The organism is Brevibacterium samyangense, assembly GCF_039529845.1.
In the GTDB taxonomy this organism is placed as follows: Bacteria; Actinomycetota; Actinomycetes; order Actinomycetales; family Brevibacteriaceae; genus Brevibacterium; species Brevibacterium samyangense.
In genome coordinates, this window is sequence record NZ_BAAANO010000020.1 from 49,672 (window position 1) to 73,590 (window position 23,919).

At 69.6% G+C, this 23,919-nt stretch carries 22 protein-coding genes; 15 read left to right on the forward strand and 7 right to left on the reverse strand.

Going from position 1 to position 23,919, the window contains the following annotated elements:
• Positions 1 to 140 precede the first annotated feature (140 nt).
• The 4 genes from ABD172_RS10865 to ABD172_RS10880 are packed head-to-tail and all read right to left on the reverse strand — an operon-like array spanning position 141 to position 4,914.
• The gene (locus tag ABD172_RS10865) at positions 141 to 821 is read right to left on the reverse strand and encodes a potassium channel family protein (RefSeq protein WP_344309547.1); all 681 of its coding nucleotides are present in this window, start codon (positions 819 to 821) and stop codon (positions 141 to 143) included.
• A complete protein-coding gene (locus ABD172_RS10870; RefSeq protein ID WP_344309871.1) occupies positions 814 to 2,217 on the reverse strand; it encodes a TrkH family potassium uptake protein in 1,404 nt (467 codons plus the stop codon). Before ABD172_RS10870 ends, ABD172_RS10865 begins: the two co-directional genes overlap by 8 nt.
• A gap of 31 nt (positions 2,218 to 2,248) precedes the next feature.
• A complete protein-coding gene (gene dctP, locus ABD172_RS10875) occupies positions 2,249 to 3,568 on the reverse strand; it encodes a TRAP transporter substrate-binding protein DctP (protein ID WP_344309548.1) in 1,320 nt (439 codons plus the stop codon).
• 59 nt (positions 3,569 to 3,627) lie between these two features.
• A complete protein-coding gene (locus ABD172_RS10880; protein ID WP_344309549.1) occupies positions 3,628 to 4,914 on the reverse strand; it encodes a type 2 periplasmic-binding domain-containing protein in 1,287 nt (428 codons plus the stop codon).
• Positions 4,915 to 5,134: 220 nt separating this feature from the next.
• Here ABD172_RS10880 and ABD172_RS10885 point away from each other — a divergent pair, with 220 nt between their 5' ends.
• The 14 genes from ABD172_RS10885 to ccsB all read left to right on the forward strand — a co-directional run bounded on the left by ABD172_RS10885 (position 5,135) and on the right by ccsB (position 19,808).
• Entirely contained in the window at positions 5,135 to 6,352 is a 1,218-nt protein-coding gene (locus tag ABD172_RS10885; RefSeq protein ID WP_344309551.1) for an acetoin utilization protein AcuC, read from the forward strand.
• Positions 6,353 to 6,514: 162 nt separating this feature from the next.
• On the forward strand, positions 6,515 to 6,613 hold the full coding sequence (locus ABD172_RS10890; protein ID WP_005504750.1) for a 30S ribosomal protein bS22: 99 nt from the start codon (positions 6,515 to 6,517) through the stop codon (positions 6,611 to 6,613).
• A gap of 64 nt (positions 6,614 to 6,677) precedes the next feature.
• Positions 6,678 to 6,935 carry a glutaredoxin family protein gene (locus ABD172_RS10895; protein ID WP_344309553.1) on the forward strand — a complete coding sequence of 86 codons (258 nt, stop codon included), beginning with the start codon at positions 6,678 to 6,680 and terminating at the stop codon, positions 6,933 to 6,935.
• Positions 6,936 to 7,033: 98 nt separating this feature from the next.
• Positions 7,034 to 7,723: a redox-sensing transcriptional repressor Rex gene (locus ABD172_RS10900; protein WP_344309554.1), complete on the forward strand. Its 690-nt coding sequence runs from the start codon at positions 7,034 to 7,036 to the stop codon at positions 7,721 to 7,723.
• The gene (hemA, locus tag ABD172_RS10905; protein WP_344309556.1) at positions 7,720 to 10,182 is read left to right on the forward strand and encodes a glutamyl-tRNA reductase; all 2,463 of its coding nucleotides are present in this window, start codon (positions 7,720 to 7,722) and stop codon (positions 10,180 to 10,182) included. The genes ABD172_RS10900 and hemA overlap by 4 nt, the downstream gene beginning before the upstream one ends.
• Positions 10,179 to 11,795, forward strand: a complete 1,617-nt coding sequence (locus ABD172_RS10910; protein ID WP_344309558.1) for a bifunctional uroporphyrinogen-III C-methyltransferase/uroporphyrinogen-III synthase — start codon at positions 10,179 to 10,181, stop codon at positions 11,793 to 11,795. Before hemA ends, ABD172_RS10910 begins: the two co-directional genes overlap by 4 nt.
• A 7-nt stretch (positions 11,796 to 11,802) precedes the next feature.
• Positions 11,803 to 12,804 carry a porphobilinogen synthase gene (gene hemB, locus ABD172_RS10915; protein ID WP_344309560.1) on the forward strand — a complete coding sequence of 334 codons (1,002 nt, stop codon included), beginning with the start codon at positions 11,803 to 11,805 and terminating at the stop codon, positions 12,802 to 12,804.
• A 13-nt stretch (positions 12,805 to 12,817) separates the two neighbouring features.
• A complete protein-coding gene (locus ABD172_RS10920) occupies positions 12,818 to 13,336 on the forward strand; it encodes a MarR family winged helix-turn-helix transcriptional regulator (protein WP_344309562.1) in 519 nt (172 codons plus the stop codon).
• 51 nt (positions 13,337 to 13,387) lie between these two features.
• Complete coding sequence (gene hemL / locus ABD172_RS10925) at positions 13,388 to 14,725, forward strand: glutamate-1-semialdehyde 2,1-aminomutase (protein WP_344309564.1); 1,338 nt, start codon at positions 13,388 to 13,390, stop codon at positions 14,723 to 14,725.
• Position 14,726: 1 nt separating this feature from the next.
• Positions 14,727 to 15,386, forward strand: coding sequence for a histidine phosphatase family protein (locus tag ABD172_RS10930; RefSeq protein ID WP_344309565.1), 660 nt, complete (start codon positions 14,727 to 14,729; stop codon positions 15,384 to 15,386).
• Between the two features lie 17 nt (positions 15,387 to 15,403).
• Positions 15,404 to 16,003 carry a TlpA family protein disulfide reductase gene (locus ABD172_RS10935; protein ID WP_344309566.1) on the forward strand — a complete coding sequence of 200 codons (600 nt, stop codon included), beginning with the start codon at positions 15,404 to 15,406 and terminating at the stop codon, positions 16,001 to 16,003.
• Positions 16,000 to 16,761 (forward strand): cytochrome c biogenesis CcdA family protein, encoded by a 762-nt coding sequence (locus ABD172_RS10940; RefSeq protein ID WP_344309567.1) that lies wholly within the window; start codon positions 16,000 to 16,002, stop codon positions 16,759 to 16,761. The genes ABD172_RS10935 and ABD172_RS10940 overlap by 4 nt, the downstream gene beginning before the upstream one ends.
• Positions 16,762 to 16,882: 121 nt before the next feature.
• Positions 16,883 to 18,502: a cytochrome c biogenesis protein ResB gene (gene resB / locus ABD172_RS10945; RefSeq protein WP_344309570.1), complete on the forward strand. Its 1,620-nt coding sequence runs from the start codon at positions 16,883 to 16,885 to the stop codon at positions 18,500 to 18,502.
• 73 nt (positions 18,503 to 18,575) lie between these two features.
• Positions 18,576 to 19,808 carry a c-type cytochrome biogenesis protein CcsB gene (ccsB, locus tag ABD172_RS10950; RefSeq protein WP_344309572.1) on the forward strand — a complete coding sequence of 411 codons (1,233 nt, stop codon included), beginning with the start codon at positions 18,576 to 18,578 and terminating at the stop codon, positions 19,806 to 19,808.
• 833 nt (positions 19,809 to 20,641) lie between these two features.
• Here ccsB and ABD172_RS10955 read toward each other — a convergent pair.
• A complete protein-coding gene (locus ABD172_RS10955; RefSeq protein WP_344309574.1) occupies positions 20,642 to 20,929 on the reverse strand; it encodes a DUF4229 domain-containing protein in 288 nt (95 codons plus the stop codon).
• Positions 20,930 to 21,074: 145 nt separating this feature from the next.
• Here ABD172_RS10955 and ABD172_RS10960 point away from each other — a divergent pair, with 145 nt between their 5' ends.
• Positions 21,075 to 21,392 carry a PLD nuclease N-terminal domain-containing protein gene (locus ABD172_RS10960; protein ID WP_344309577.1) on the forward strand — a complete coding sequence of 106 codons (318 nt, stop codon included), beginning with the start codon at positions 21,075 to 21,077 and terminating at the stop codon, positions 21,390 to 21,392.
• A 41-nt stretch (positions 21,393 to 21,433) separates the two neighbouring features.
• Here ABD172_RS10960 and ABD172_RS10965 read toward each other — a convergent pair whose 3' ends face one another.
• Entirely contained in the window at positions 21,434 to 22,369 is a 936-nt protein-coding gene (locus ABD172_RS10965) for a 1,4-dihydroxy-2-naphthoate polyprenyltransferase (RefSeq protein ID WP_344309579.1), read from the reverse strand.
• Between the two features lie 115 nt (positions 22,370 to 22,484).
• Entirely contained in the window at positions 22,485 to 23,789 is a 1,305-nt protein-coding gene (locus ABD172_RS10970; protein ID WP_344309580.1) for an AMP-binding protein, read from the reverse strand.
• Positions 23,790 to 23,919: the final 130 nt, after the last annotated feature.

Here is a 23,919-nt window from a genome sequence, read left to right on the forward strand (position 1 = left end):
GGCTCCGCAGGAGCCACTTCGTTCCCGAGGCGCCCGTCTCCGGTGGCATCACACGTCACCGGAGGCGGGCGCCTCGGCGGTCGTCGGGACACCGGAAGAATGCCGGAACGCCGGATAGGGCCCGGGAGAGAAGAGAGAACCTACGGGCGGGAGGAGAACCGGCCGAGGAGTTCGACGTGCCCGGCGACGATGAGCATGTCGTTGCTGTTGATGCGCGTCTCCGGGTCCGCGTACGTGAAGTCGCGGCCCGGGCTCTTGACGCCGACGACGGTGACTCCGTACGTCGCGCGGATCTTCGACTCCGCGAGGGTGAAGCCCTGGATCTCCTTCGGCGGGCGCATCTTCACCACGGCGAAGTGACCGTCGTCGAACTCGATGTAGTCGAGCATGCGGGAGGACACGAGGCGGGCGACGCGCGCCCCCGCCTCGGACTCGGGGTAGAGCACGTGCTCGGCACCGATGCGTCGGAGGATCTTGCCGTGGGAGACGGAGATCGCCTTCGCCCACACCTGGTCGATCCCGAGGTCGACGAGGTTCGCGGTCGCGAGGACGCTCGCCTCGATCGAGGTGCCGATCCCGACGACCGCGGTCGTGAAGTCCGCCGCGCCCACCTGGCGGAGCGCATCGAGGTTCGTCGCGTCCGCCTCGACGACGTGCGTGAGTTTCGTCGACCACGCCTGGACGAGTTCGGCGTTCTTCTCGACCGCCATGACCTCGCGACCGATCTTCGTGAGCGCTTCCGCGGTGGCCGCGCCGAACCGTCCGAGGCCGATGACGAGGATCGAGTCGTCGGAGCCGGGTGCCTGTGTGCGCTTAGCCAATGATCGGTCTCTCCTCGGGGTACTTGAACAGGCGGCGGGTGCTCTGCGTCGACAGGGCCGCGGCCAGGGTAATCGTACCGAGGCGGCCGAGGAACATGAGGAGACTGAGGACGTAGAGCCCCGGATCGCTCGCCTCTGCGCTCACCCCGGAGGACAGGCCGCACGTGCCGAACGCGGAGATCACCTCGAAGAGGACGAGGTCGAGCGGCAACCGGGTGATCTGCAGCATCGTGAGCGTGCCGGCGATGACGATGACGAAACCGGCGAGGGTGACGGAGATCGACACCTTGATGACGGCCGGGTCGATCCGCCGCTTGAATGCGGTGACGTCCTTGAGGCCGCGGGCCTCCGCGACCGAGGCGAGGACGAGGACCGCGAGGGTCGTCACCTTGATGCCACCGGCGGTCGACGAGGAGCCACCACCGATGAACATGAGGACGTCGAAGAGGAGGTGGCTCGTCTGGTTCATGTCCGCGACGTCCATCGTCGCGAACCCGCCGGACCGGGGCATCACCGCCATGAAGAGCACCTCCATCGCGGTGGGGAAGGCGCCCTCCTCCCCGAGGGTGCGCGGATTGCTCGACTCGAAGAGGAGGAGGAAGAAGAAGCCGACGGCGACGAGGATCCCGGAGGTCGCGAGAGTGAGTTTCGTGTGGAGGTCCCATTTCTTCGGGGTCCGCCAGAAGAGCGCCATCATGAGCACGCACGGGAAGCCGAGCGCCCCGACGAACACCGCGGCCATGATGACGAAGAGGATCCAGTGGTCGTCGTGGAAGTACTCCATGCCGCCGGGGTGGATCGTGAACCCGGCGTTGTTGAAGGAGGACACCGCGTAGAACACCGAGTACCAGAGGGCGTCCCCGAGTTCCTCCCCGCGGGCGAGGAAGCGGGGGAACAGGAGGGCGGCGACGGTCGCCTCGGCGATGACGACGGTGAGGAGCACGGTGCGCAGCAGCGTGCCGACCTGACCGATCTGGAAGGTGTTCGTCGCCTGGGCAGCGATGAGCTTCTGCCGCACGCCGAGGCGCCCCGACACGGCCATGCCGAGGATCGAGGCGAGGGTGAGGATCCCGAGGCCACCGACCTGGATCGCGGCGGTGATGACGGCGATCCCGAAGTCCGACCAGTACTCCTCGGTGGTCACCGGGGTGAGGCCCGTGACGCAGACGGCGGACACGGCCACGAAGAGGCTCTTCGCGAAACTCACGTCCGCATCGGGGTCACGGTGGGCCGCCGGCAGGCAGAGGAGGGCGACGAAGACCGCGATGACGGCCATGAACGACAGCAGGGCGAGGCGGGCGGGGGAGGCCTCCGCGATCCGGTCGAGGAAGTCGCGGAACCGACGGCCGGAGGTGAGCACCCGCTCGTCGAACATCTCCCGCCTGCTCGTCTTCATCACCCGGCCAGTGTATAGCGGAGCGGGCTCCTCACTCGGGGCGATGCGCGAGGAAGGCGTGCTCGAACACCTCCGCGGCGAACGGGTCGAGGTCGACGGCGCCCGGGTCGTACCACGTGTCGAAGTCCTCGGGCGCCCCGGTGTCCGTGAGTCCGAGTGCCTCGGCGGAGGTCGCCCAGTGCTCCTCGGACTCGTCGATCCGGGCCTCCACGTCGTCGCCGAGCAGTCCGTCGGAGACGACGCCGGCGGTGAGCTCCGCGTTCGTCGTCCGGATGATCTCCGCGGACGCCGGGTCCATCGCCTCGACCGCGCCACCGTGTTCCTTCGCCCCGGCCATCGACGCGGCGGTGCCGTCCATGACGATGCCCGTCATCCCCGCGAGTTGGGTCTGCCCCGCGTCGAAGACGATCTGCCGGTAGGGCAGGGGGAGGGCGTCGAAGGACGGTCCGGCGAGCATCGCCCCGACCGCCCGTGACGAGAAGCTCGTCGCGTCATCGACGTACGTGATGTACGGGGCGACCTCGGGCAGGCTCGATTCCGCAGTGGGCAGGAGTTCGGCGAGCGAACAGTCGACGGTGCCGCGCTGGAGTGCCTCGTACACCTCGACGTACTCCATCGACACGGGCGACGCGCCGAGTGCCTCGACGACGGCGTGGTGGGCGGTCGAGGCGATGCGCACCTGCCGTCCCGCCCAGTCCTCGGGCGCGCTGCCGGGGTCGCGGCACACCATGTAGTAGCCGCCTGACGAGATCATCGGATTGAGAGCACTCGCTCCCTCCGCCGCGTACTCCTCGAGGAGCCCGGTGTTCTGCCAGCCGATGTCCGCGGACACCGCGTTGTAGACGATCTCTCCGAGGAACGGGGAATTCCGCACCCCGTTGAGCGCGGTGGCCGCGGCGTCGTAGGACGGGAACTCCGCGGGCATGTAGATGGGGAGGGCGTAGGAGATGTCGAGCCGCCCGTCCGCGAGTGCGTTGGGGATCTCCGTGTACCCGGCGATCGCCTGCCCCCACACGATGTCGAGGGTGATCCTCCCACCCGAACGCTCCTCGATCTCCTCGGCGAAGGCCCGGGCCTCGGGTGCCATGATCGAGTTCGGTCCGGCGGCCGCCGGTTGGTACGTGAGTGTCACGGGATCGAGGTCGGCGAGCAGCGCGTCGACCTCCTCCTGGGGCGCCCCATGGGCGAAACCCTCGCCCGCGGCACCCCCGCCCCCACCGCCACCGGCGCTCCCGGCGCAGGCGGTGAGCAGGAGCGCGGAGGCGAGAACGGCGGAGACGACGGGGATCCCCGAGCGTGCGGCGGACGACGGACGGTGGGTGGGCGCCGAGGCGCGGGCGAGCGGTCGCATGGGTCACCTGTTCGGGAGGTCGGGGCGGGGCGGACGTGCGGCGGCGGACGGAACGGCCCTCACGCGGGGCGGTGGGGGATGTAGAGCTCCTCGTAGAGCGCCTCCGCCCACGGGGTGAAGTCGACGTCCTCGGGCGTCCACCACTCGTCGACGTCCTCGATGGTGCCGCCGTCGGTGTACCCGAGTTCCTCGGCCCTGGCCGCCCACTTCGCGCCGGCCTCGTCGACACGGGTACCGATGTCGTCCCCGAGGAGCCCCTCGGCGACGACCTTCTCCCGGAGTGCGCCATTCGCCTCGGCGATCGTCGCGTTCACGTCCTCGTCGAACGGAACCGCGCCACCGCCGGCGCCCTTGGCCTGTTCGATCGCCATCGCGGTGCCGTTCACCACGGAGGTGGTACCCGCGGCGGCGCGAGCGACGCCGGCGGAGTCGAAGAGGATCTGCTGGTAGGCGAGGGGGAGCGCCTGGTACGAGGAACCGGCGAGTTCGGCGCCGACGGCCCGCGAGGACATCGAGTCGGCGTCCGAGGTGTATCCCACGTGCGGGGCGACCTCGAGGACGCCGGACTCGGCGGAGGAGATGAGCTGGGCGAAGGTGCAGTCGATGGTCCCGCGCTGGAGGGCCTCGAAGACCTCGACGTACTCCATCGACACCGGCGACGCCCCGAGGGCGTTCGCGACCTCGTGGTGCGCGGTCGAGGCGACCCGCACCTGCTTGCCCTGCAGGAACCCCGCGTCCGTGCCGGGCTGTGTGCACACGCTGTAGTACGCGCCCGAGGCGACGACGGGGGAGAAGGGCACGACGCCCTCGGCCTCGTACTCGGCGAGGAGGTTCTCCGCGGACCAGCCGATCTCCGCGGACACCGCGCTGCTCACCATCTCCCCGACGACCGGGGAGATCGGCAGCCCGGACATCGAGGTCGCCGCGGCGTCGAAGGAGGGGAACTCCCCGGGCATGTAGATGGGGAGCGCGTAGGAGAGGTCGAGGCGCCCGTCCGCGAGGGCGTCCGGGACGTCGGTGTACCCGGCGATCGCCTGCCCCCACACGAGTTCGATCGTGATCTTGCCGCCCGAACGTTCCTCGACCATCTCCTTGTAGGCATGAGCGGAGTCCGCCATCACGGAGGTCGGCGAGGCGGCGGACGGCTGGTAGGTGAGCGTCACCGGCTCGAGGTCGGCGAGGGCTGCATCGACCTCCTCCTGGGGTGCGCCGTACGCGAAGCCCTCGCCGCCACCGGAACCGGAACCCCCGGCGCCGCCGGCGCTGCCGGCACAGGCGGAGAGGGTGAGGGCACCGGCCGCGGACGCGGCCACGAGGAGAGGGAGGGAGCGGGAGGGAACTGTCACGTGAACGCCTTTGTTCGAGGGGACATGTGCGGCGGTTCCGGGGCCGGAGTACGGCCGGAACCGGGTGCGGCCCGCGCCTGTGAGGGCCTAAAGCGAACCTAGTGATTGCTCGGTGCGGATTCAAGTACCGCGGGACGGTGTTCCGGCGACCGCGCTGCGGCGAACGCGGACGCGTCGCGGTGGGCGCGGAGCCCCCCGTGACGGCGGTTACAGTGTTCCCATGACGAGCGGAGCAGAGGCGACGAGGCCGGCCGAGGTGTACGTCGTGTGGGACGAGTCCTTCACCGAGTACGACTTCGGTCCCGCGCACCCCATGCACCCCCTGCGCCTCGATCTCACGGCGAAGCTCGCGATCGACTTCGGGCTCTTCGATCATCCGCGCATCCACGTCCAGGCCGTGGGTGCGGCCGACGAGACGGAACTCGGGAAGGTGCACTCGAGCGGCTACGTCGACGCGGTGAAGGCGGCCGAGGGGGTGCGGGCGGTCGACGCGATCACGACGGCCACGTACGGGATCGGGACCGAGGACGTCCCCCGCTTCGACCACATCCACGAGGCGTCCGGCCGGATCTTCCAGGGCAGCATCGAGGCGGCACGGGCGATCTCCTCCGGTCGCTACGACCGGGCCGTGAACTTCTGCGGCGGGATGCACCACGCGATGGCGGGGAAGGCGAGCGGGTTCTGTGTCTACAACGACGCCGCCGGAGCCATCCGCCACTTCCTCGACTCCGGCCTCGAGCGTGTCCTCTACATCGACCTCGACGCCCACCACGGCGACGGCACCGAGTCGCTCTTCTGGGACGACCCCCGCGTCCTCACGATCTCGATCCACGAGAACGGGCGCTTCCTCTTCCCCGGCACCGGGTTCCCCAACGACATCGGTGGCCTCCGGGCCGCCGCCTCGGCGGTGAACATCCCCCTGCCACCGCGCGCGGACGACAGTGACTGGCTCCGGGCACTCGATGCGGTCGTCCCCGCCGTCGTCCGGGAGTTCGCGCCGCAGGTCGTCGTGTCCCAGCACGGGTGCGACGGGCACCGCCAGGACCCGCTCACCCACCTGCGCCTCAGTGTCGACGCGATGCGGGTGGCGACCATGTGGGTGCGCGACCTCGCGGAGCAGCACTGCGAGGGCAAGTGGCTCGCGACCGGCGGGGGCGGGTACGCCATCGTCGACGTCGTACCGCGGGCATGGGTGAATCTCGTCGCAATCGCCGCGGGTGCGGACATCGGCCCGTGGGAGAGCGTGCCCGAGCGGTGGCAGCGGCACGTGCTCGACCGCGTCGGCCGCCCGGCGCCGGAGATCATGACCGACGGCTACGACGGGGAGTTCCGTCCCTGGTCACAGGGGTTCGATCCGGAATCCGACCTCGACCGTTCGGTGATGTCGACGCGGAAGAACGTGTTCCCCTTCTACGGACTCGACGCGTACTACGACTGACATTCCCGCCCGAGCGTGCCGGTGTGAGGTGGCGGACACTTTTGGGCACAGCGCCGCCGAAGCGATAGAATCGAGCGGTTATGTTCACCGCGTGGACACCTGCGTGCCGGAAAGCTCGTCGGTATCGGTGCCCACGTTCACTCCGACCTCGTGAGGTACACAGTGGGTTCCGTTATCAAGAAGCGTCGCAAGCGTATGTCGAAGAAGAAGCACCGCAAGCTTCTCCGCAAGACCCGCCACCAGCGCCGCAACAAGAAGTAATCGACTTCGTGTGTGCCGCCCCCGTCCGGTTCTCCGGCGGGGGCGTCGCAGCGTCCACCCGCTCATGAGTGTCGCACTCACCTTCCTCACCCGCACCGGTTGTCACCTGTGCGAGGACGCCCGCGCGCGTGTCGCGGAGGCGATCGCCGGACGTGATGTCGTCGTCGAGGAGATCGACATCGACACGGACCCGCAGCTGCAGGCCGAGTACGACTGGGACGTCCCGGTCGTCCTCCTCGGGGGCCGGAAGCACAGCTTCCACCGGGTGGACACTGCCAGGCTCGCCGCGGCGATCGACCGCCTCGCGGCACGCGGGGCGTGAGGCGGCACACGGCACTCGGCACGGCGCGTACAGGACGCGGACAACGCTGACACAGCGGTACGAGGATTCGGGACCAAGCAGAAGGAGGACGGTTCGACGTGAACGCACCTGCGCCGGTCGTCGGACGACTTCCCGGCTATCTGCAGGCTCTCGAATCGCTCCTGCGCCAGGGCATCACCACCGTCTCCAGTGAGGAACTCGCACGCCGCTGCGGCGTCGGTTCGGCCGTGCTCCGCCGCGACCTCTCGCACGTCGGTGCCTCCGGGCGCCGCGGGGTCGGCTACGACTGCGCCCAGTCCGCGGCCCGCCTGCGGGTCTTCATGGGACTCGACCGCACCCGCCGGATCGGGATCGTCGGTGCCGGACGCCTCGGCTCCGCACTCGCCGACTACGCCGGGATCCGCACGAGCGGTTTCGAGCTCGTCGCCGTGTTCGACGTGGCCGCGCCGGTCGTCGGGTCCGTCGTCGGCGGCGTGCCGGTGGCGCACCTCGACGCCCTTCCCGAGGTCGCCGCCGAGCGCGGGCTCGAACTGCTCGTCATCGCGGTCCCCGGACCGCAGGCGCAGGAGGTCGCGGACCTCGCGGTCGCCGCGGGCGTCCGGGGGCTGCTCAACTTCGCGCCCGTCGTCCTCTCCGTCCCGTCCGGGGTCCACGTCCAGCACGTCGACCTCGCAACCGAACTCCAGGTGCTCGCGCACTACACTGCGGCCGCACCCGCACCCGCACCAGTCTCCATTCCGGCACCGGTCTCCGCGGAGACCGTGGTCATCAGCAGGGAGTCACAGTGACCCTTCTCGTCCTGGGAATTTCACACCGTTCCGCCCCGATGTCCCTTCTCGACGCATGCGCGATCGACGGCGGCCGTGGTGCCGCTCTCGTCGACCGGGCCCTCGCCGGCGATCACGTCGACGGCGCGACGGTCCTCGCCACGTGCAACCGTCTCGAGGTGATCGCGGACGTGAGTTCCTTCCACGGCGGCCTCGCGGACCTCGGCAAGGCACTCGTGGAGACGGTCGGGATCGACTGGGAGACCCTGTCGGAGCACGTGTACGTGTACTTCGACGACCGGGCGATGGAGCACCTGCTCACCCTTGCCTCGGGCCTCGACTCGATGGCGCTCGGTGAGGCCCAGATCCTCGGACAGTTGCGGGCCTCCTTCACGGAGGCGCAGGCCGCCGGGCGGCTCACGGGGGGACTCTCCGTCGCGATGCAGCAGGCACTGCGCGTCGGCAAGCGGGCGCACTCGGAGACGGCTCTGGACTCCGTGTCGCAGTCGCTCCTCGACGCCTCGTTCTCCGCCGCGGTCGAGCACATCGGACCCCTCGAACGGGCGAACGCCCTCGTCGTCGGTGCCGGTGCGATGTCGGGCCTCACGGTCGCCTCGCTCGAACGTGCCGGCGTGCGGAGCATCACCGTCATCAACCGGACCCTCGAGAAGGCCGAGCGCCTCGTCGCGGGCGTGGGCGGCCGTGCGGTCGCTCTCGACGCCGACTCCCTCGTCCGGGAGATCACGGATGCCGACCTCATCGTGTCGGTCACCGGGGCCCGCGGCACCGTTCTCGACAAGGACCTGCTCGCCGCCGGGATGCGCCCGGACCTCGACGAGCAGCCGAACAAGTTCCTCGTCGACCTCGCGCTCCCGCACGACATCGACACCGCGGTGACCGAACTCGATCACGTGCGGCTCCTCGGCCTCGACGACCTCGGTGCGATGTTCGCGGAGGAACGCCACGCGGACTCCTCGGACGTCGTCTCGATCATCGGTGAGGTCCGCGGCATCATTCGTGAGGAACTCGAACAGATCGCCGCCGGACGCAAGGCCCGGGAGGTTGCTCCGACCGTCACGGCGCTCCGTGCGCAGGCCGAGAACGTCGTCGACGCCGAGTTCGAACGCCTGGCGCACAAGCTCGGTGACCAGGTCGACGACAAGATCCTCCGCGAGGTCCGGAAGTCGCTGTCCCGGGCGGTCGACAAGATCATTCACACCCCGACCGTGCGGGTGAAGGAACTGAGCGTCGAGGACACCGGCGTCGATTACGCCGCGGCACTCACGACGCTCTTCGACCTGCGGGACAAGACACTCCCGCGCCTCGACCGCTCGCTCGCGACGATGCACGCCCCCGCTCCGGCCCCCGCCGAGAAGCGTCCGGCCGCGCACGTCCCGGCCGACGGCCTCAAGCCGGTCGCCGACCACACGCTCGAGATCGTGGAGCCCGAACGGTGGAACGGCACGACCGTGAAGCTCGGTACCCGTCGCTCGCAGCTCGCCCGCGCCCAGTCCATCGCGATCGCCCAGCAGCTCGCGGCGGAGACCGGCTGGCGCGTCGAGATCGTCGAGGTCGTCACCGAGGGCGACGTCAACATGACCCCGCTCGCGAGCCTCGGCGGCACCGGCGTCTTCGTGTCCGCGGTCCGTACCGCGCTCCTCACCGGCAAGGTCGACGTCGTCGTCCACTCGCTCAAGGACCTCCCGACCGCGCCCGCCGCCGGCATCGCCCTCGCGGCCGTGCCCCCGCGCGTCGACCCGGCCGACGTCATCATCGCCCGTGACGGTCTCACGCTGCGTGAACTGCCCGCCGGGTCCACCGTCGGCACAGGATCCCCGCGGCGCGCCGCGCAGATCCGTACGGCCCGTCCCGACCTCGAGGTCAAGGGCGTGCGGGGCAACGTCGACACCCGTATCCGGCACGTCACCGAGGGTTCGCTCGACGCCGTCGTGCTCGCCGCGGCGGGTGTGCGACGCCTCGGCCGTCTCTCCGAGGTCACCGACGTGCTCGACCCGGCCGTGATGCTCCCGGCCCCCGGCCAGGGTGCCCTCGCGGTCGAGTGCCGGTCGGAGGACGCCGACCTCTCGGAGACCGACGCGAAGCTCCGCCGTGCGCTCCACCGGATCCACGACGAGGCCACGAGCGTCGCAGTCGAGTGCGAACGCGCCGTGCTGTCCCGCGCGGAGGCCGGCTGCTCGGCCCCCATCGGTGCCCTCGCGGAACTCGACGGCAGGGCCCTCACCGTCACCGCCGTCATGGCCGACGAGACCGGTCGCCTGCAGCGCGTCTCGAAGGTCGCGGAGCTGCCCAAGCGCAGCGCGAGCACGGGAGAGGCGGAGATCCGGCTCGCGGCCAAGCAGCTCGGTTTCGACACCGCCGACGCGCTCCTCGAGACCCTCGGGGTCATCCCTGGGACCGCCGCCGGGACGAACGCCCCGGTGTCCCACGTCTCCGCATTCGCGACGGAGGAGGCGCAGTGAGTTCGGGGGAGCGCCGTCCCACCCGGCTGCTCCCCGGCCGGGCCATGGTCTACTTCCTCGGCGCCGGCCCGGGCGATCCGGGTCTCATGACGAACCGCGGTGCGGAACTGCTGTCCCGCACCGCCGTCGTCGTGAATGATCCGCGCGTCCACGACGACATCGTCGAGGCCTACGTGCCGCCGACCGCGACCCGCATCGACTCGACCGAACTCGGCCAGACCGCGTCCACCCGAGGCCGGAGGCTCGCCGGTCTCGCGACCGAACACGGCACGGTCGTGCGCATCGTGCCGCACGACGGCGTGCTGTTCTCCACGACCACCGATGAGGCGGCCGCCTGCATCCGCGCCGAGGTCGGTGTCGAGATGGTGCCGGGCGTCGGCATCAGCTCCTCGATGTCGGCGTACACCGGCACTCCGCTCACGACGAACCGCACCCGTTCGGTCCGGTTCGTCGAGGCCGGACCGCAGACGCACACGGACGTCTCGAAGCACCGCAACACCGGACACGTCGTCACGGGCACCCCGGCCCGTCTCACGGAGGCCCTCGCCGCGCTCGGTTCCGACGGCTGGGAGCCGGAGACCCCGGTGCTCCTGGCCGCGAACCTGTCGACGCTCGGTCAGGTGACGATGGACGCGACGGTGTCCTCGGCCCCCGCACGCCTCGCGGAAGAGCTCTCCGCCGGCACCCTGCGGGAGGACGACATGGTCGTCATGCTGCTGGGCAAGGGGATCGATCAGCGTCAGGACCTCACCTGGTTCGAGTCGAAGCCGCTCTTCGGGTGGAAGGTCCTCATCCCCCGGACGAAGGAGCAGGGGAACTCCACGCGCGAACTCCTCTCCGAGTTCGGTGCCGAGGGCACGGTCGTGCCCACGATCGCGGTGCAGCCGCCGCGCACCCCCACTCAGATCCAGAAGGCCATCCGCGCCCTCGTCGACGGCGACTACCAGTGGGTCGGATTCACCTCGGTGAACGCGGTCCGGGCGGTCCGGATGCGCATCACGGAACTCGGCCTCGACGCCCGCGCGCTCGCGGGCGTGAAGATCGCCGCGGTCGGTGGTCAGACCGCCGCGGCGCTGCGCGACTGGGGCATCGAACCCGAGCTCGTGCCCGCCGGCGAGCAGTCGGCACGCGGCCTCCTCGAGGACTGGCCGGACTTCGACGCGGACATCGACGCGCTCGGCCGGGTCCTCCTGCCGCGGGCGGACATCGCGACGGACGTGCTCGTGAGCGGTCTGCTCGAACGCGGGTGGGACGTGGACGACGTCACCGCCTACCGCACCGTGCGCGCGGCCCCGCCGCCGGCCCCGATCCGCGAGAGCATCAAGACCGGCGAGTTCGACGCGGTGCTCTTCACCTCGTCCTCGACGGTGCGCAACCTCGTCGGGATCGCCGGAAAGCCGCACCGGAACACGGTCGTCGCCTGCATCGGTCCGGCCACCGCGCAGACCGCGCGGGACAACGGCCTGCAGGTCGACGTCCTCGCCTCCGAGGCGAACCTCGGATCCCTCGTGGGCGGACTCGCGGAGTACGCTCGGAACCGCAGGGCCGAGGATCTCGCCGCAGGTCGGACACCGTGCCGACCCTCGCAGTCCCATGCACGGAAGAGGAAGTGACCCGATCATGAGCCGTTATGCACTCGCTCCCGGCGCCGTTCGCCCGCGCCGGTTGCGCACCACGCCCGCGCTGCGCCGCCTCGTCTCCGAGGTCCGGCTGCACCCGGCGGATCTCGTGCTGCCGATGTTCGTCAAGGAGACGCTCACGGAACCGGTCGAGCTGCAGGGCATGCCGGGCGTGTTCCAGCACACTCTCGACTCCCTCGTCGCGGCCGCGGAGGAAGCCGCCGAGGCGGGGATCGGTGGCATCATGCTCTTCGGCATCCCCGCCGACCGGGATGCGATCGGTTCGCAGGTCGACTCGCCCGAGGGCATCCTCAACCGCGCGATCACCGCATGTCAGGAGGCCGTGGGCGATCGCCTCGTCGTCATGGCCGACCTGTGCCTCGACGAGTTCACCGACCACGGACACTGCGGTGTCCTCACCGACACCGGTGCCGTCGACAACGACGCGACCCTCGACCGCTATGCGGCGATGGGCATCGCCCAGGCTCGAGCCGGTGCGCAGGTCCTCGGCCTGTCCGGGATGATGGACGGCCAGGTGGCCGCAGTCCGTGACGCGCTCGATACCGCGGGCTTCACCGACACCGTCATCATGGGCTACACCGCGAAGTACTCCTCGGCGTTCTACGGCCCCTTCCGGGAGGCCGTCGAATCGCAGCTCGACGGTGACCGGCGCACCTACCAGCAGGATCCGGCGAACGGCCGCGAGGCGCTCCACGAACTCGACCTCGACCTCGCCGAGGGCGCGGACATCGTCATGGTGAAGCCGGGCATGCCGTACCTCGACGTCCTCGCGGAGGTTGCCGCAGCCAGCCCCGTTCCCGTGTGGAGCTACCAGATCTCCGGCGAGTACGCGATGGTCGAGTTCGCCGCCCGTGCCGGCGCGATCGACCGGATGCCGGCGATCCTCGAGTCCCTCATCGGGTTCAAGCGGGCCGGCGCGGACGCGATCCTCACCTACTGGGCGACCGAGGTGGCGCAGGAACTCGCCGCCCGGAAGCAGTGACGGGGCCTTCGACATGACCGAATCCGATCCGACATCCTCCTCGACCGACGCACAGCCGGAGGCACCCGAGGTCCGGTGGCTCTCGCCCGCGGAGCAGCACGCCTGGCGTCACTCGCTCGAGAGCTTCGAACTCCTCATCTCCACGCTCGACCGTGAACTACGGGCGTCCCACGGCCTCGCGATGAGCGAGTACGAGATCTTCGTCCGTCTCTCCGAACGTCCCGATCACACGATGCGGATGGCGGAGCTCGCGGACGACCTCGCGATCTCCCGGTCCCGCCTCACCCACATCGTCACGAAGATGGAGAAGCAGGGGTGGGTCGTGCGGTCGGCGTCCGCCGCCGACGGTCGAGGGGTCGAGTGCCGGATGACGGAAGCGGGGTACGCCCTCCTCGTCGACTCCGCGCCCGTCCACGTGCGGGGCGTCCGCGAACACCTCATCGACCAGCTCACGCCCGAGGAGACCGCGGCGCTCGGGTCCGCCTTCGAGAAGGTCAACGCGCACCTGCGATCCGTCCGCACCCGCCCGTGATCTCCACCCTCCTCTGACCTCCACCCGCAACCGCCCGTGAGAAGGAGCCCCATGTCAGCTCGGTCCATCACTCGCTCGCAGGACCTCTTCGCCCGCGCCCAGCAGGTCACCCCCGGTGGCGTGAACTCGCCCGTGCGCGCCTTCGGATCCGTCGGCGGCACTCCGCGGTTCATCGATCGCGCGCAGGGTGCGTTCCTCACCGACGTCGACGGCAACGAGTACGTCGACCTCATCGGTTCCTGGGGCCCGATGATCCTCGGTCACGGGCACCCGGAGGTGCTCGCCGCCGTGCAGGAGGCCGCCGCCAAGGGCTTCTCCTTCGGGACCCCGAGCGAGAACGAGGTGCTCCTCGCCGAGGCCATCACGGCACGCCTCGAACCGCTCGACGAGGTCCGTCTCGTCTCCTCCGGTACCGAGGCGACGATGAGCGCTGTGCGCCTCGCCCGCGGATACACCGGTCGGGCGAAGGTCGTGAAGTTCGCAGGCTGCTACCACGGGCACGTCGACGCCCTCCTCGCCGCCGCCGGATCGGGACTCGCGACGTTCTCGCTGCCGGACACGCCGGGAGTCACCGGCGCCTCGGCCGCGGACACGATCGTCCTGCCGTACAACGACCAGGACGCCCTGCGTGCGGCCTTCGCTCAGCACGGGGACGACATCGCCTGTGTCATCACCGAGGCGTGCCCCGGCAACATGGGCATCGTGCCCCCGCGCGACGGGTTCACGAACCTCATCCGCTCCCTCACGAAGCAGCACGGGGCCCTCATGATCTCCGACGAGGTCATGACCGGCTTCCGCGTCTCCCGCACCGGTTGGTACGGTCACGAACTCGCGACCGAGGGGTACCCCGAGGGCCCCGCCGACCTCTTCACCTTCGGCAAGGTCATGGGCGGTGGCTTCCCGGCCGCGGCCTTCGGCGGTCGCCGTGACGTCATGGCGCACCTCGCACCGGTCGGCCCGGTCTACCAGGCCGGCACGCTCTCCGGGAACCCGGTCGCGACGGCGGCAGGACTCGCGACCCTCCGCCTCACCGAGGAAATCGACGTCTACTCCGTCATCGAGAAGGCGGCGGATGCGCTCCGCCCGGCGATCGCCTCGGCGCTCTCCGAAGCGGGGGTCCCGCACGTGATCCAGAGCGCGAACTCGATGTTCTCGGTGTTCTTCACCGAGGGCGAGGTGCGCAACTACGAGGACGCGAAGGCCCAGCACTCCGAGGGGTACGCCGCGTTCTTCACCTCGATGCTCGACCAGGGCATCCACCTGCCGCCGAGCGCCTTCGAGGTGTGGTTCCTCTCGCTCGCACACACCGAGGACGTCCTCGACCGGATCGTCGCCGCGCTCCCCGCTGCCGCGCGGGCCGCCGCGGCCGCGATCGACGCGGGGCAGTGACATGACGACGGTCCGCATCCACCTCACCCGGCACGGTGAGGTCTTCAACCCCGACGGCATCCTCTACGGCCGGATCCCCGGCTACGGACTCTCCGACACCGGACGGGCCATGGCCGAGCGCCTCGGCGAATGGTTCCCGGAGAACACCGAGGCGATCCGCGCGCTCGTCCAGTCGCCCCTCCAGCGGGCGCAGGAGACGATGGCACCGATCGCCCGTGCCCTGGACATGGACCCGGTGACCGACGAGCGGGTCATCGAGGCGGCGAACCAGTTTGAGGGTCTCAAGGTCGCGCAGGACGTGAAGAAGCCGGCGAACCTCGTGAAGGTCTACAACCCGTTCCGGCCCTCGTGGGGTGAACCCTACGTCGAGCAGGTGCACCGGATGCGCGCCGCGATGGCGACCCTGCGCACGCGCCTCACGGGCATCGCCCGGGCGGAGGGCCTCGACACCGTCGAGGGCGTCGTCGTCTCCCATCAGTTGCCCATCTGGGTGACCCGCCTCGCCGCGGAGGGCCGACCGCTCTGGCACGATCCGCGCAAGCGTGAATGTGCACTCGCCTCGGTCACCTCCTTCACATTTTCGGACGCCACACTGGAGGACATGCTCTATACGGATGTGTGCGCGGACCTGCAGCCGCAGAAGGCGGTGCCCGGCGCGTGAAGGACTTCTCTCAGCCCGTGGATCGGCGTTCCGCACTGCGGGTCGCGGCAGCGGGCGTCGGCGGTGCGGGGCTCGTGGCACTCCTCGCCGCCTGCGGTTCGGAGACGAACGACGCCCTCGCCCAGCAGGCCGGAAGTGACCAGGGATACGTGAGCGGCACGGGTGTCATCACCCAGGTGCCGGTCGCCGACCGCGGTGAACCGCTCGACCTCACGTTCACGACCCTCGACGGGACGGAGCACTCGCTCGCCGAGTGGCGGCCCAAACTCGTCGTCGTCAACCTCTGGTACGCGGCGTGCCCGCCGTGCCGCAAGGAAGCCCCTGCGCTGGAGGCCGTGGCGGCGGACTTCGCCGACGACGTCGTGTTCCTCGGGGTCAACGTGCGTGACCAGGAGGCCGCCGCACAGGGCTTCCTCGACACCTTCGACGTGACGTACCCGAACATGCTCGACACCGACGGGTCCATGGTGTCCCTCCTCTCGAGCATCCTCCCGCCGCAGGCCACTCCCTCGACCGTCGTGCTCGACGGCGAGGGCAGGGCTGCCGCGCGCGTCGTCGGTTCGGTCGAGGAGTCCACGCTCCGCGGTCTCGTCGAAGACGTCCTGGCCGGCACGTGAGCGTCGGCTCCACCTTCGCCCAGCTGGCGTTCGACGGACCCCTGCTCGTGGCGGTCCTCGTCGCGGCCCTCGCCGGTGCGGTGTCCTTCGTCTCCCCATGCGTGCTTCCGCTCGTGCCGGGCTACGTCGGATACGTCACCGGGCTGTCGGGGTCGAGCCTCGAGGACAAACGCACGAGCCGCGTCGTCCTCGGCGTCGGGCTCTTCGTCCTCGGATTCGCCGTCGTCTTCGTGGCGCTCGGTGCCGCGTTCTCCGGACTCGGCGTGCTCCTGTCGGCACACATCGGCACGATCACCCGGATCATGGGCGTGTTCGTCGTCATCGCCGGCATCGTGTTCATGGGCGGGCTCGCGGTGTTCCAGCGCGAACGCCGGATCCACGCGCGGCCGAGGGCCGGGCTGTGGGGAGCGCCCGTGCTCGGTGCGACGTTCGCACTCGGGTGGGCGCCGTGCATCGGGCCGACCCTCGCGGCGGTGCTCGCGCTCTCGACCGGGTTCGGCGCCTCGGACGGGGTGTGGCGGGGCGTCCTCCTCACCTTCGTGTACTGCCTGGGCCTCGGTGTGCCGTTCCTCGTCGTCGCGGTCCTTCTCCACAAGGGCATGGGCCGCCTGCAGTGGGTGCGCCGGCACCAGCGGGGGATCGTCGTGGCCGGGGGAGTGATGCTCGTCCTCATCGGGCTCCTCCTCGTGACGGGGGTGTGGGAGCTGTGGATGAACTCGCTGCAGGGACTCATCGCGAACTACGAGGTGGCGATCTGACATGGCGGATGCGAAGGCCCCCGAACCACAGGGCCCAGCACCACGGGCCGCGGAACCACGGGCCACCGAGCCCCGCAGGACGGATTCGACAGCAGCGGAGAAGGAACCGAGGAAACCGAGCGTGACGAAGAACGAGAAGCCGGTCCCGGCCGACATCGGAGTGATCGGGATGCTCCGCTGGGCGTGGCGTCAGCTCACGACGATGCGGGTCGCCCTCATCCTCCTGCTCGTGCTCGCCCTCGCCGCGATCCCCGGTTCCCTGTTCCCGCAGCGGGTGCAGGACCCGTCCCGGGTCAACTCCTTCATCGAGGACAACGGCACGCTCGGGCAGGTGCTCGACACGCTCCAACTCTTCGACGTGTACTCGTCGTTCTGGTTCTCCGCCGTCTACATCCTCCTCATGGTGTCGCTCGTCGGGTGTGTGCTGCCGCGGACGAAGCAGCACTGGAAGGCGATGCGCGCCGCACCCCCGCGGGCTCCGCGGCGCCTTTCGCGGATGCCCGCGCACGAGTCCTTCCCCCTCGCCGAGGCGAAGGCGGCCTCGCGGACCGGCGCCACGTCCGAGGCGGCTGCGGGAAAGGCGAGGGACGTCGGGCAGGCGCGTGGCGCCTCGGCCGAGGCGGTGCTCACCGACGCGCAGGCGCGGCTGAAGAAGCTCGGGTACCGGACGGTCCACCGCGGTGACCACATCGCCGCGGAGCGCGGCTATCTCCGGGAGACGGGCAACCTCCTGTTCCACGTCGCCCTGCTCGGCACGGTCGTGACCATGGCCATCGGCTCGTTCTTCGGGTACTCCGGCCAGCGTGTCCTCGTCGAGGGCGACACCTTCACGAACTCGCTCGTCTCCTACGACTCGTTCGAGACCGGTCGCTTCTTCGACGCCGACGACCTCGACGACTTCCGCCTGAGGCTCGACGACTTCCGCACGCAGTTCGACGACCTCGCCGCGGGAAACCAGTACGGGCAGCCGCGCATGTTCGAGGCGGACATGACGACGATCGACAGCGAGGGGAACGAGACCTCGCACCTGCTCGAGGTGAACAAACCGATCCGCGTCGGCGGTGCGGGCGTCTACCTCACGGGCAACGGTTACGCACCGGTCATCACGACGAAGGACGCGAACGGCAAGGTGACGTTCTCCGGGCCGGTCGTGTTCCTCCCGCAGGACGGCAACTACACCTCCCGCGGTGTCGTCAAGGTGCCGGATGCACAGCCCGAACAGCTCGGATTCGTCGGCGTCCTGCTGCCGACCGCGGGGTACAACGCCGAGGGCGAACTCGTCTCCCAGTTCGCGGAGCTGCGGAATCCGTACCTCGTCATGAGCGCATGGGCGGGCGACCTCGGGCTCGACGACGGGATCGCACAGTCGGTGTATGAACTCGAGGCCGAGAACATGACCGCGCTCACCGATGCGAACGGCGAACCGCTCACGGTCGAGTTCGCTCCAGGGGAGACCTTCGAACTGGGCAACGGAATGGGATCCGTCACGTTCGAGGGTGTGGAGCGGTTCATCGCGGTCGACATCCGTCACGACCCGACGCAGGGGCTCATGCTCGTGTTCTCGATCCTGCTGCTCGCGGGACTCGGGCTGTCGCTGTTCGTCCCGCGCCGCCGCGTGTGGGTGCGGGTGTCGGACGACGCCGTGGAGGTGGCGGCCCTTGCACGCGGCGAGGACCCGCGCGTGGAGGAAGCGGCCAGGGACCTGGCAGTAGAATTGCAGGACCGTCCGGCGGCCCGGTGACGACCCGGGGACGTGCAGGGCGACGGCCGCTCCGATCTCGGAAGGCCGGTCCACTTCGGAGGAAATCCTTTACATGAATGTCGATGTCGAACTCGCACAGTGGTCGAATCTCCTCATCTACTCCGCGATGGCGGTCTACGCGATCGCGTTCATCGCCTACGCCTTCGACCTCTTCGGGGGCCGGAAGCTGCGCACGTCCGAGGAGGAGCGCGCGGCCGCGACCGGCGGTGCGGGCACGCGGGCTTCCGGTACGGACCTGACTACGGGGACGGGGTCCACCGCGGACGCTACCGCGTCGGCTCGGAGTGGCGAGGACGCGAAGAGCGCCGTCACCGTGCTCGAACGCCCGGCCGGGGCGGACGCGGGCCCGGCGGACGGCCCCGGTGACGGTTCCTCGGACGACCGGGGCGCCTCGGCGGATTCCGCGGATCCGGCGGGTTCGGACGGTGCGCAGGACGCGGACGCGTCCGACGGGCGGAGTCACCGCCTGGCCCGTGTCGGTACCGCGGTCGTGACGATCGCGATCCTCCTCCACGTGGCGGCCGTGCTCACACGCGCGCTGTCGGTCATGCGGGTGCCGTGGGGCAACATGATGGAGTACGCACTCACCGCCTCGGCGATCGTCGGGCTCGTCTATCTCGTGGCGCTGTTCTTCAAGGATCTGCGGTACCTCGGCACGTTCGTCGCCGGTGGCCTCCTCGTCGTCCTCGGCCTGTGCATCACCGTGTTCTACACCGAGGCCGCACAGCTCATCCCGGCGCTGCAGTCCTACTGGATCGTCATCCATGTGCCGATCGCGATCCTCTCGACCGCACTGTTGAGCATCTCCGCGATCATGGCGCTGTTCCAGATCGCGAAGTCGGTGCGCGAGGCGGATGTCGCCGAGGCGCCCGGTGCCGCGAGTGCCGGGGCCGGTCAGGGTGCCTCGGCTGCGGACGCGGATGCGTCGCGGGTCGGCAGGCGGAAGTTCCTCGCGTTCATGGACCGCCTCCCCTCGTCCGAGGCCATCGAGCAGGCGTCGTACCGCATCGCCGCGGTCGGTTTCATCACCTGGACGTTCACACTCATCGCCGGCGCGGTGTGGGCGGAGGTCGCGTGGGGCCGTTACTGGGGCTGGGACACGAAGGAGATCTGGACCTTCGTCGTGTGGGTCGTGTACGCCGCGTACCTCCACGCCCGCGCCACCCGTGGCTGGGGCCCGACGAAGGTCGCGGTCCTCAACATCATCGGTTTCATGTCGGTGATCTTCAATTTCGCGATCGTCAACGTCTACTTCAACGGTCTGCACTCGTACTCGGGCCTGTGAGCTGACGCCGGGACCTGATACCGGGAGCCGACAGCGGCGTTCGGGTGACGGACCGGGAGAGGGCCGGGAGACCACCACTGGGCATGCCCAATGATGGTCTCCCGGCCCTTTTCCGGTGCCTCGGGCGGGTGCCGGTGCGTCATGCCGGTGCGTCATGCAGTGGTGACGTGGGGTGCCGTGGTGGTGCGGCGCTGCCGTGGCTCCACGCGATGGGTACCGCTCTTCTGTACCCGGAGGCCGCGAACGTTGTGTGGATCTGCGTACTTCTGGGGGCAGGTGCAGACGTCGCAGGGATGGACAGCGATTTCGTCCCTGGAGGTCGCAGACGTTGTGTGCCTCTGCGTACTTCGTGCGGCTGTGCAGAGCGTCGAGATCACAGTCCGCCGATGTGACGACACCGAGATCACAATTCCTTGCGGTAACGGGCTTGAGATCGCGATTGTCGGTGCGATTTCTGCCGGACCCAGCACGGAATCGCGACTTCAATGCTGCGGCCGCAGGGAATCGAGACCTCGGCCGTCTCGCGCGATGCTCGCGGCGACTGTGGTTCCGTGCCCGGACCATGCGACCGACAACGCTGTGGCGGTACTTCGCGGGGTTGGAGGGATCTGCAGGCGACACCCACAACGGTTTTGTATGCGGAGGTCGCGGACGTTCTGGTGGTCCGGGTACTTCTCGGACTGGAGCGGTGCGACGGTGCCGGGGCCAGTGATTTCGTACCTGGAAGCCGCGGACGTTTTGATGGTTCGGGTATTTTGCAGGGCTCAGGGCTCAGGGCTCAAGGCTCAAGGCTCAGGGCTCAGGGCTGGAGCGCCCCGCAGGTCGTGTGAAGTTCAGGCGCCGCGTTCGACGTCGCGGTCCTCGAGCTCCTCCTCGGTGGAGCGGCCGGCAGCCTTCCGTGCCGCCTGCTTCTTCTCGCGTCGCTGGGCGAGGTAGTCGGCGGTCGACGCCGCGATGCGTTCACGCATGGTGCCGAGGAGCACGAAGCTCAGGAGCGAGGAGATGACGATCGCGAGGATCGTGTTGATGAGCCCCGGTCCACCACTCACCCACCAGACGACGGCCACGACCCCCACGAGGAGGACGAAACGGATGAGGAACAGCATCAAGTAATCGCGCATAACGCCTCGATTCTAGTGGGCGAGTCCGTGAACGACCTGAGCCGACGAAGCTGTCCGGTCGGGGGACGACACCGGGGTCCGCGAGTGCACTGGGCGCCGTGGAACGTGCAGGTGACGTGGAGCCCGAACCATTATCCTTGTCCGCATGGTTCGCGTCTTCATCGTTCTCTCGGTCGTGCTCGTCGCCGTCATGCTGTACGGGCTCTTCGACTGTATTGCGCGCGACCGTTCGTACGTCCGGATCATGCCGAAGTGGGCATGGGGCCTCGTGATCATGCTCGTGCCCGGTGTCGGCGTGTTCCTGTGGTGGGCGTTCGGGCGCAGCTCCTTCAAGCCCCGTGTTCCCAAGGGTCCCCTCGCGCCGGACGACGATCCGGACTTCCTCAAGCGCATCGAGGAGGAGCGGGAAGCCGAACGTCGCCGCCGGTTCCACGAGAACGAGTCCCGCGACGAGGAGATCTGACCCGTCCCCGTGAGATGAATCGGTGCTCCTGCGCAGAGTGATCAGAGCGCGATCCCGAGTGCCAGCAGTGCCGCGTACACGAGCGCGGCGAGGCTCGTCGACTTGATGCACGGGATGAGCGCCGTGCCCGTCGAGCCGCCGAGGACCGTCTGCAGCGGTGCGATCGCGAGGACGAGGGACAGCGCGGCGAGGACCGCGGCCGCCTCACCGGTGAGGATCGGGACGAGCAACAGCACGTACGGCGCGAACACCAGACCGGCGTAGGCGAAGCGTGCGCGTCGGTCCCCGAGAAGCACCGCGAGAGTCGTCTTGCCAGCCTGGGTGTCCGTGGGGATGTCACGGAGATTGTTCACCATGAGGACGGCACACGACAGCAGGCCGATCCCGATCGCCCCGGCGACGGCCGCCGGGGTGAGCCGTCCGATGAGGGCGTACGTCGTGCCGAGGGTGGCGACGAGCCCGAAGAAGACGAAGACGAAGAGCTCGCCCATCGCCATGTAGCCGTAGGGGCGCTTGCCCCCGGTGTAGAACCAGGCGGCGAGGACCGCGGCGAAACCGACGGGCACGAACCACCACGCCTGTGCCACGACGATGAGGAGGATCCCGGCGAGTCCGGCGATCCCGAAGCACGTGAACGCGGCGTTCTTCACCGCCCGTGGGGGCACCAGACCCGAGGCGGTGAGCCGGAGCGGCCCGACACGCACGTCGTCAGTCCCGCGGATCCCGTCCGAGTAGTCGTTCGCGTAGTTCGACCCGATCTGGAGGAACAGGGACACGAGCAGGGCGAGGAACGCCCGGCCGAAGAGTCCGGCGAGCGACTGCTCGGGCCCGGAGGAGGAATGGGGCGACCCGATCACGAGTCCGGTGAAGCCGCCGATGGCGCCGAACGCGGCGCCGGTGCCGATGAGCACAGGCGCTACCGCGAGTGGCAGAGTCCGCAAACGCGCACCTTCGAGCCACTGTCCGATTGTCGCCATGGCTACCTTTCTGACCGGAGGAAGAACCAACCCATAGTACAGACGTGAATATGTCGGCACCCCTGCGGAAGGACGGCCCGGGAATAACCCTTCGGATACGAGATGGTTGCGATGCTCAGTCGCTGATCAGGGACTTCGCCAGTTCACGGGCCTGTTTGCGGTCGGGTTTCCCGATGGAGCGGGCGGGTATTTCCGTGACCGGAATGAAACGTGCGGGGACCTCGTGACGCGCGAGGGTCATCCCGGGACGGTCCCGAAGAGCCTCGGCCGTGAGAGCCACGTCCGCGATCCGGTCCCCTCCGGCGCGCACGAGGGCGACGAGTCGCTCGCCCCACTCCGCGTCCGGCACCGAGGTGACGAGCACCTCGGCGATCCCGAGCGGTTCGAGGACGCGCAACAGCACCGCCTCGACCACGTGCGGCGACACGTTCTCGCCACCGGTGATGATGACATCGTCGGCGCGGCCGAGGACGTCGAGTACCGGGGTGCCATCGGCGGCGGTGAGTCGGCCGAGGTCGCTCGTGAGGAACGACCGTTCGCCGTTCTCGAATCCGAACCCCGTGGGTTCGCCGGTCACCGGGTCGGTGTCCGGGCGGGCGGTGAGACGGAGGGTACCCGCACCTGAGGCGCCCCGTGCCCCGGCGCCGTCCGGCACCCGGGTGCCGGACGGGACGTCGGCGCGCGGCGCCTCGGCGACGTCGACGTAGCCGTCGGCCACGACGGGACCGGTGATGTGGACGCGGCCGCTGTCGGTGATCCGGAGGTGCACGCCGTCGAAGGGGACGCCGTTGTAGACGCAACCGCCGCAGGTCTCGCTCATCCCGTAGGTGCGGACGATGCGGATGCCGGCCTCGGCGGCGCGGGCGAGGAGTGTGGGGGAGATCGCGGCTCCGCCGAGGAGGGCCGCGTCGAGGGCGGCGGCCTGGGCTGCGGCCTCGGGCGACTCCATGATGCGGACGAGTTGGGTGGGGACGAGGGAGGCGTAGAGCGGAACGCCGGGAGCGGTGTCGGCGCGCATCGCTCGGATGTCGGCGGTGAAGGACTCCGCGGTGAACCGACCGGGGGAGGCGGTGTACGGCGTGGTGCCGGCCTGGATCGAGCGGAGGAGCACCTGGACACCGGCGACGTGGTTCGTCGGGAGGGCGAGGTACCACCGGCCGGGGCCGCCGAGCGCGTCCTCGGTCGCGGCGCCGCTCGCGAGGAGTGCGCGCGCCGAGAGTGCGACGCCCTTGGGAGTGCCCGTCGACCCAGAGGTGAAGAGAACGAGCGCCGGAGGTATGGTGCGGCCGGTGTCGACGGGGTCGTAGTCCGCCGGGAGGCAGGTGCGGATCTCGCCGGACCTGTCCCGGGGGAGGACGACGGTGAGGTCGCCGGCGAGAGCGCGAGTGAGGACGGCGGTGAGGTTCTCGGTGGTGAGCACGGCTCTACGGTAGTCAGTCGGACACGGGTAATTCCGATAGGGACGGCTCTTGAGAACCGTCCCTATCGGAATTACCCGTGTCCGAGATCGCGTGGCTGCGGCAGCGCGCCGAGCGTTCAGGAGTACTCGT